6 protein-coding genes are annotated in these 7595 nt (G+C 59.9%); 5 read left to right on the forward strand and 1 reads right to left on the reverse strand.

The window, feature by feature from the left end:
* Nucleotides 1-182 precede the first annotated feature (182 nt).
* The 3 genes from QCM77_RS23875 to QCM77_RS23885 all read left to right on the forward strand — a co-directional run bounded on the left by QCM77_RS23875 (nt 183) and on the right by QCM77_RS23885 (nt 3829).
* Nucleotides 183-1322 (forward strand): TRAP transporter substrate-binding protein, encoded by a 1140-nt coding sequence (locus tag QCM77_RS23875; RefSeq protein ID WP_279685151.1) that lies wholly within the window; start codon nt 183-185, stop codon nt 1320-1322.
* Between the two features lie 90 nt (nt 1323-1412).
* Complete coding sequence (locus QCM77_RS23880; protein WP_279663231.1) at nt 1413-2081, forward strand: TRAP transporter small permease subunit; 669 nt, start codon at nt 1413-1415, stop codon at nt 2079-2081.
* Nucleotides 2078-3829 carry a TRAP transporter large permease gene (locus tag QCM77_RS23885; protein WP_279685152.1) on the forward strand — a complete coding sequence of 584 codons (1752 nt, stop codon included), beginning with the start codon at nt 2078-2080 and terminating at the stop codon, nt 3827-3829. The genes QCM77_RS23880 and QCM77_RS23885 overlap by 4 nt, the downstream gene beginning before the upstream one ends.
* A gap of 161 nt (nt 3830-3990) precedes the next feature.
* Here QCM77_RS23885 and QCM77_RS23890 read toward each other — a convergent pair whose 3' ends face one another.
* Nucleotides 3991-5361, reverse strand: coding sequence for a sigma-54 interaction domain-containing protein (locus QCM77_RS23890; RefSeq protein WP_279685154.1), 1371 nt, complete (start codon nt 5359-5361; stop codon nt 3991-3993).
* A gap of 223 nt (nt 5362-5584) precedes the next feature.
* Here QCM77_RS23890 and QCM77_RS23895 point away from each other — a divergent pair, with 223 nt between their 5' ends.
* Together QCM77_RS23895 and QCM77_RS23900 are read left to right on the forward strand one after the other, a co-directional pair.
* Nucleotides 5585-6418 (forward strand): alpha/beta fold hydrolase, encoded by an 834-nt coding sequence (locus QCM77_RS23895; RefSeq protein WP_511337209.1) that lies wholly within the window; start codon nt 5585-5587, stop codon nt 6416-6418.
* Between the two features lie 14 nt (nt 6419-6432).
* Nucleotides 6433-7595 (forward strand): MFS transporter (locus QCM77_RS23900; protein WP_279685157.1); only part of this gene is annotated, 1163 nt, incomplete at its 3' end.

Here is a 7595-nt window from a genome sequence, read left to right on the forward strand (position 1 = left end):
CCTGAAAAGTAGCTACGCTTCGCGGCCCGGTCCTCGTGCGGCGCGTCATTACCGCAATCCGCGTCGTAGCGTCGCATCATCCCGAAGATTCCTTGCCAATCCCCGGCGCAAGTCTTTGACTTCTCCCAATAAAAAAGGGACCGATCCGCAAGGGATCGCTATTCCAAAGGGAGGAGGAAACCATGACCAAATCAAACAAGGGTGGCACTTCCAGCCGCCGCCGCTTTCTCAAGGTCATTGCTGCAGGAGCCGCCGCGACGGTAGCCGCGCCGACGATCGTTAGCGCGCAGGGCCCAGTTAGTATGCGCTTTCAGAGCACATGGCCGTCGAAGGATATCTTCCACGAATACGCACTCGACTACGCCAAGACGGTCAACGACATGACCGGCGGCGACCTCAAGATCGAGGTGCTTCCCGCCGGCGCCGTGGTGCCCGCGTTCGGACTGATCGATGCCGTGTCGAAAGGCACGCTCGACGGCGGCCACGGCGTGCTGGTCTACCACTACGGCAAGCAGAACGCGCTGGCGCTGTGGGGTTCGGGGCCGGGCTTCGCCATGGACGCCAACATGCTGCTCGCCTGGCACAGGTGGGGCGGCGGCAAGGAGCTTCTCGCCAAGCTGTATGCATCGCTCGGCCTGAACGTCGTTTCGTTCCCCTACGGTCCGATGGCGACGCAGCCGCTCGGTTGGTTCAAGAAACCGATCACCAATGCCGACGACTTCAAAGGCATCAAATTCCGGACTGTCGGCATCTCCATCGACATGTTCACCGCCATGGGCGCCGCGGTCAACGCGCTGCCCGGCGGTGAAATCGTATCGGCGATGGATCGCGGCCTGATCGATGCGGCCGAGTTCAACAATGCCTCGTCGGACCGCCTGCTTGGTTTCGCCGACGTCTCCAAGGTCTGCATGCTGCAGAGCTACCACCAGAACGCCGAGCAGCTCGAAATCACCTTCAACAAGGCCAAGTACGACGCGCTTCCGGACAAGATGAAGGCGATCATTGCCAATGCGGTGACCGCCGCTTCGCAAGAAATGCAATGGAAGGCGATCGACCGCTACTCGAAGGACTACGTCGAGTTGCAGACCAAGGACAAGGTGAAATTCTACAAGACGCCGGATTCAGTCCTCAAGCGGCAGCTCGAGATCTTCGATGATATCGTGAAGAAGTACTCGGCGACAAATCCGTTGTTCAAGGAAATCGTCGAATCGCAGATCGCGTTTGCCAGCCGGGCGACGCAATGGGAACAGGACACCGTCGTCAACCGCAAGATGGCGTTCGATTACTACTTCGGGCCGAAAGGGACCGCAAAGAAGACCTGACGGCATGAATCGGCAAGGCACCGTTCGGGACGGCGACCGGACGGTCGCCTTGTCATTTCATTCTTTCCTCGGATTAATCGGCGGCGACCAATGACCGTCCAGAAATTTCTGCTTGTCATTGACGAAATCAGCACGTGGTGCGGCAAGGCCGCCGCCTGGCTGATCATTTTGCTGATGGCCGTCGTCTGCGTCGAAGTGTTCAAGCGCTACATCATGAACATGCCGACGGCGTGGATCTTCGATCTTGATAACATGCTGTACGGAAGCGCGTTTATGCTGTGCGGCGCCTACACGCTGGCTCAGAACGCCCACGTCCGCGGCGACTTCCTTTACAGCTCGATGCGACCGCGCATGCAGGCGTGGCTGGACATCGTGCTGTATGCGGCTTTTTTTATCCCTGGTATCGCCGCCCTCATTTACGCGGGCTTTGACTACGCTGCCGACTCGTGGCGGATCGCGGAGCATTCGAATGTGACGGCAGATGGGCCGCCGGTTTATCACTTCAAATCCGTGATCCCCATCGCCGGCGCGCTGGTGATGCTGCAAGGCGTCGCCGAGATCGTGCGTTGCGTCGTCTGCCTGAAGACCGGCGAATGGCCCAGCCGGCTGAGGGACGTCGCGGAGATCGACGTCATCGAGCAGCAGCTCGCCCACAGCGAATATGTTGACGAGGAGTCGCGCAAAATCGCCATCGAGCGGGCGCATGAGATCGACGAGAGTGCGCGCCAGCGCGGTATGGGCGGGGACCTGAACACATGAGCGATCCGGCACTCGGGCTCCTGATGCTCACGCTCATCGTGGTTGTGATCATGATGGGCTTCCCGACGGCGTTCACGCTGATGGGCCTGGGCATATTGTTTGGCTACATCGCGTTCTATGATCCGACGCATTCCTGGGCCGACAACCGCGTGTTCGATTTGATGGTTGAGCGCACCTACGGCGCCATGACCAACGACGTCCTGATCTCCATCCCGCTGTTCGTGCTGATGGGCTATGTGATGGAGCGCGGCGCACTGGTCGACAAGATGTTCTACTCGATCCAGCTCGCGTTCCGCCGCGTGCCGGCTTCGCTTGCGGTCGCGACCCTGATCGTCTGCACGTTTTGGGGGATCGCGAGCGGCCTTGTCGGCGCGGTGGTGGTGCTGATGGGCGTCATCGCATTTAATCCCATGCTCAAGGCGGGATACGACGTGAAGCTCGCCTCCGGCGTCATCACGGCGGGCGGCACGCTCGGCATTCTGATTCCGCCGTCGGTCATGATCATCGTCTATGCTGCGGTCGCCGGTCAGTCGATCGTCAAGCTGTACGCAGCGGCGATGTTCCCGGGCTTCTTTCTGTCGTTCCTGTATCTCATTTACATAGTCGCCTGGGCGATGATCAGTCCGAAGATCGCACCGCCATTGCCGGAGGACCAAACGAAGGTTCCGGTGCCGGCATGGCTGTCGAAGGTCGAGCACACCTATCGATCGCAAACGATCCTGATTTCGCTGATCAAGGGGCTGCTCTCGCCGTCGCAGGCAAGGCGAATCGACGCGGAAGGCCGTCCCGTCAGCTACTGGATGCTGCTCTCAAGCTTCGGTTACGCGCTGGTGCCGCTTATGATCGTCGCCGGCACGATGGCCACCGTCTGGTGGTACGTCGTTATTCACCAGCAGGCTGCCATCGAACTCGCGGTAACCGGCGTACAGCAATTGGGCACACCAGAGCTGGTTACGAACGAGGCCACGCCCGCTGAACTGGGGCCAGGACTCGAATTCTACCTCTGGTTCTGGGGCATCGCGGCTGTTTGCGCGCTGTTGCAGGTCCGTTACTACTGGAGGTTCAACGCCGAGCGGCTCTCGGTCGTGAAACTGCTGACCTCGTCGACCATGCCGCTCGGCATTCTCACCATCGTCGTGCTTGCCGTAATCCTGTTCGGAATCTGCACCGCGACCGAGTCCGCCGCCGTTGGCGCCTTTGGCGCATTCTTGCTGGCGCTGCAAGCCCGCACGCTCGACTGGAAGCGTACCAAGGAAGCGGTGTTTCTAACCGCGAAGACCACCGCGATGGTGTGCTGGCTGTTCGTCGGCTCGGCGCTGTTCTCGGCAGTGTTCGCAATTCTCGGCGGGCAGGCGCTGCTTGAGCGATGGGTACTCTCGCTCAACATGACACCGGTGCAGTTCATGCTCCTGTCGCAGGCGATCATCTTCGTGCTCGGCTGGCCGCTCGAATGGACCGAGATCATCATCATCTTCGTGCCGATCTTCCTGCCGATGCTGAAGCACTTCAACATCGACCCGATCCTGTGGGGGACGCTGGTGTTCGTAAACCTGCAGGCGGCGTTCCTGTCACCGCCGGTCGCGATGTCGGCGTTCTACCTTAAGGGCGTCTCACCGAAGCATGTCACGCTCAACCAGATCTTCGCCGGCATGATGCCCTACATGCTGATCGTCATCCTGTGCATGGTGATCATGTATCTCTGGCCCGGCATGACGCTGTGGCTACCGAACTATCTGTACGGGAGTTGAGGCGGAGCGGGGGGCGCCGGGCACTCGTCACACGGAAATGGTGCCCAGGGAGGGAATCATACGCAACCACCGACAGGACGAATTGCTGTTTATCCTCAATATGGTAGCGTGAGTGCCTGGCGCGGTGGCGTAGGTTCGCTTCATCGCCAAATCCGACCGCGCTAATCCTGCGCTTGATTGGGATCAGAAGCTTGCTCTTTCATGAGCCGATGCAAATGCCCGCGACTGATGCCGAGCAGCCCTGCTGCTTGGCGCTTGTTACCGCCCGTTTTCTCCAAGGCGGCTCGAATTTCCGTCGCGGTTTGAGACCGGATGCGCCGCTTCAGCGATCCGGACGCCTTCTCCGGTTCTGGCCTCGACGGGGCATGTTGGGGGAGCACCGACAGTTGACCGGTCACGATGAACCGGGTGAGCACGTTCTCCAGCTCCCGCACATTTCCAGGCCACCCATATGCGCCCAGCGACGCCAACTCTTTTCGCGATAAGTTCCTGGTTTCGCTGCCCAACCGCTCCCCAATCCGAGTGAGCAATTGTCGGGCGAGAAATTCGATATCGTCCCGCTCACGGAGGGACGGCACGCTGATCGGCAACACGCTCAGGCGGTAATAGAGATCCTGCCGAAAGCGGCCGGCCTGGACCAGTTCCGGAAGTGATTGATTGGTTGCGCAAACAATTCGGACATTGACCCCAACCGGAGTTGTGCCGCCTACCCGCACCATCTCATTCGTCTGAAGCACCCGCAGCAAACTGCCCTGCAGATGCAGCGGCATATCTCCGATTTCGTCCAAGAACAGGGTGCCCCCGGAAGCCAGTTCGAACTTGCCCGGCTTTCCGCGGCTTCGGGCGCCAGTGAACGCGCCACCTTCATAGCCAAACAATTCGGCTTCAATCAATTCGCCCGGGATTGAAGCACAATTGATCCAAACAAAGGGGCCCTCGGATCGGCTCGAATTCGTGTGAATCGCGTGGGCGGCCAATTCCTTGCCGGAACCGGTCTCTCCCGAGATCAACACGGGCAGGTCGTGGCCGGCGACGACCTCGAGCGAGTGCCGGTACGCCTCAATGAGCCCGCCTTCACCAACGATGTCGCGCATGCCGAAGCGGGAGCGCCATTGCTTGTTAGCCTGCGGCAGCGCCAGTTCGGCTTGCGCGACCCGGCGGAATGTCCTCTTCAAAGCACCGAGATTCGAGAACAGAGCCATACCGACCGCGCCAATGATGCGGCCATCCTGAAGCACTGGGACCTGCCGCGTAATGAGTTGGTGTCCGCGCACTTTCAGGGGATAACCGATATGGCTGCCTTCCCCGCGCGCCACGAGATGGAGCTTGGTTTGCGGACCAACGACATCGGTAATATGCCGCCCAATGAAGTCGTCGGCCTGGCCTCCCAGCAATCTGCAATACGGCTGGTTGATCAACACGATCGTCCCTGACGTATCAACCGCGACCAAGCAGTCCGAGACATGATCGAGGACAAGCTTCAGGAAGCCCGCCTCCTCGGACGACCCGGCAATCCACTGAGACAGAACCATCGCGGAATCCTCCGATCAGCGAGTGTGACAGTTACGCGACATATTGTCACAAAAACGCGACACTAGCGCCGCGATCGGAAAGCGTCAAACCGGATGGGCCGCTCCCCCCGCATGCATTTTGGCAGCGAGAACAATTCGTTAGCCGCCCCCGTGCCGCAGGGCGCCGAGATGGCACGGCGCTTGCGATCTTACTGTGATGGAATCGGCCTCAGGAGGGAGCGGAATGACGACCATGAGAACCATCGCAGTCGGCGATACTGTCGTGCAGGTGTCCGGAGCAGGAATGCCGTTGGTGTTCGTGCACGGCTTTACGACAACAGCAGAATTCTGGCGTGAGCAGGTCGAGCCGTTCTCGACCGGTCATCAGATGGTTCGCATCAACCTGCCCGGTCACGGCCGCTCGCCACGCCCCGAAGATCGAAAATATACGATCGACGCTTTCGTCGAAGACGTGCTCGGGGTGTACCGCGCATTGTCCATCGAATCGGCCGTTCTCGTCGGGCTTTCGATGGGCGGAACTGTGGCCCAGAGCCTCACGCTCGCCCACCCGGAGCGCGTGCGAGCACTGGTGCTGGTGGGAGCCACGCCGCATGGATTGGGCGAAGATGTCAATGTCGATAATGTGCGCAAAGCCATTGACGAACTGGGTGTCGCGACAGCGAGCCAGAAGGTGATCGAACGATCCTTCGGCTCCGCCGCGAGCGCTGAGCTCATCGACTTCGCCAGGAACGAGGTCACACAGACGCCGGCCTTTGTCGCGCACCAGGCGATTGCCTCGCTGAACGCCTCGGATAGCCGCGCGAGGCTTGGAGAGATCTGCGTGCCGACGCTGGTCCTCGTCGGCGAGGAGGACGTCATCACCCCACCGAGCGAATCGCAGACCTTGGCAGACAGCATTCCCAACAGCCACCTTCACATCATACCATCGGCGGGCCATTTCCCGATGCTTGAGCGACCAGAGACATTCAATCGCTTGCTGAACGAATTTCTAGCGCAGCACGACGTGCTGCCACGCCCGACAGAAGACGCGGCGTCTTACACCCACCAAGCCGTTTGATGCGGGAGGATCGAATGTCCATTCAAGCTATCGAATCAGAATCCATCCTCGCGTCCAACCGCCTCGATCGCGATACCAAACGCATTATCTTCGCGGCCGCCCTGGGCACCGTTTTCGAGTGGTATGATTTTTTTGTCTACGGCTCGTTGGCAGCGTTTTTCAGCACGCTGTTCTTTCCGAAGGGAAATGACACGGCGGCACTGCTCGCAGCATTGGCGACCTTCGGCGCGGGCTTCGTTCTTCGCCCGCTCGGCGCCATCGTCTTCGGACGCCTCGGCGATCTCGTCGGTCGCAAAAAGACATTCCTCGTAACAATGCTGGTGATGGGCCTCGCCACCGCGGCCGTCGGCCTGCTGCCCTCATTCGAGACATTCGGTTGGTGGGCCCCGACCATTTTGGTTGGATTGCGCCTGCTGCAAGGGCTCGCTGTTGGCGGCGAATTCGGGGGTGCGGTCACCTACGTTGCCGAGCACTCCGATCCGGACAAGCGAGGCTTCACGACAAGCTGGATCCAGATCACAGCGACGCTTGGGCTGTTTCTCTCGCTGGCGGTGATCATTCTTTGCCGTTCTTCCATGTCGGCGGAGAGCTTTTCGAGCTGGGGCTGGCGCATTCCATTCATCGGATCAATCGCGCTTCTGATCCTCTCTTTGTACATCCGGCTGAAGCTGCACGAGTCGCCAGTGTTTCAGCAGATGAAGGCCGAGGGTAGAGGCTCGAAAAATCCAATCGCCGATACATTTGGTGATGGGCGCAATCTGCGTTTGGTGCTCGTGGCCATCTTTGGGGTCGTGGCAGGTCAGGCGGTGATTTGGTACACGGGGCATTTCTACAGCCTCTATTTCATGACCACCGCACTGAAGATGAGCCAGGATCAGGCCAACTTCTACCTCCTGGTCGCGCTCATTCTCGGCACACCATTCTTCCTGTTCTTCGGCTGGCTCTCCGACAAGGTGGGGCGCAAGTGGATCGTTGTCACGGGATGCGCCCTATCTGCCCTGCTGATCATGCCGCTATTCCAGAGTCTTGCGACTTACGGCAATCCGGCGATTGCAGAATTCCGCGCCAACACTTCGGTGGTCGTACACGGCGACGACTGCGGCGAGGATCAGTCCTGGATTGCTCAGCTCTTCCGCCCCCAAGCGACGAAGGAATGTACGCGCGTGAAGGCATTCCT

It is taken from the genome of Bradyrhizobium nivariense (assembly GCF_029846695.2).
Taxonomy (GTDB): Bacteria; Pseudomonadota; Alphaproteobacteria; order Rhizobiales; family Xanthobacteraceae; genus Bradyrhizobium.